The sequence below is a fragment of the Erwinia sp. PME.40.26/001 genome (assembly GCF_055556675.1).
On the sequence record NZ_JBVHNP010000072.1, the window covers coordinates 1 to 317 of the forward strand.

A 317-nucleotide genomic window follows, 5' to 3' on the forward strand; every position below is an offset into this window, starting at 1 on the left:
ATGACGGTGACGGTGACGCTGAAGGACGCGAACGGCAACCCGGTGACGGGGCAGGCGGCCTTGCTGACGGCGGAGGCAGTGACGGTGGCGAACGCCACCCTGAGCGGCCGCTGGACCGACAACCAGGACGGGACCTATGCGGCAGGCTACACAGCCATCACAGCGGGCAAGGGCCTGAAGGCCGTGCTGAAGCTGCCGGGCTGGAGCCAGGGCAGCGACTCTGCGGCTTATGCGATCACAGCGGACGGCAGCACCGCGAAGGTGAGTGCGGTCGTCCCTGCCAGCCCGGGCGCTCCGGCGGACGGCACCGTGGATGC

General features: G+C 70.0%; 1 protein-coding gene. It reads left to right on the forward strand.

The features are described 5' to 3' along the window. Positions 1–317: invasin domain 3-containing protein (locus tag ACZ3HG_RS23280; protein ID WP_465334686.1), on the forward strand; the 317-nt coding region annotated here is incomplete at both ends.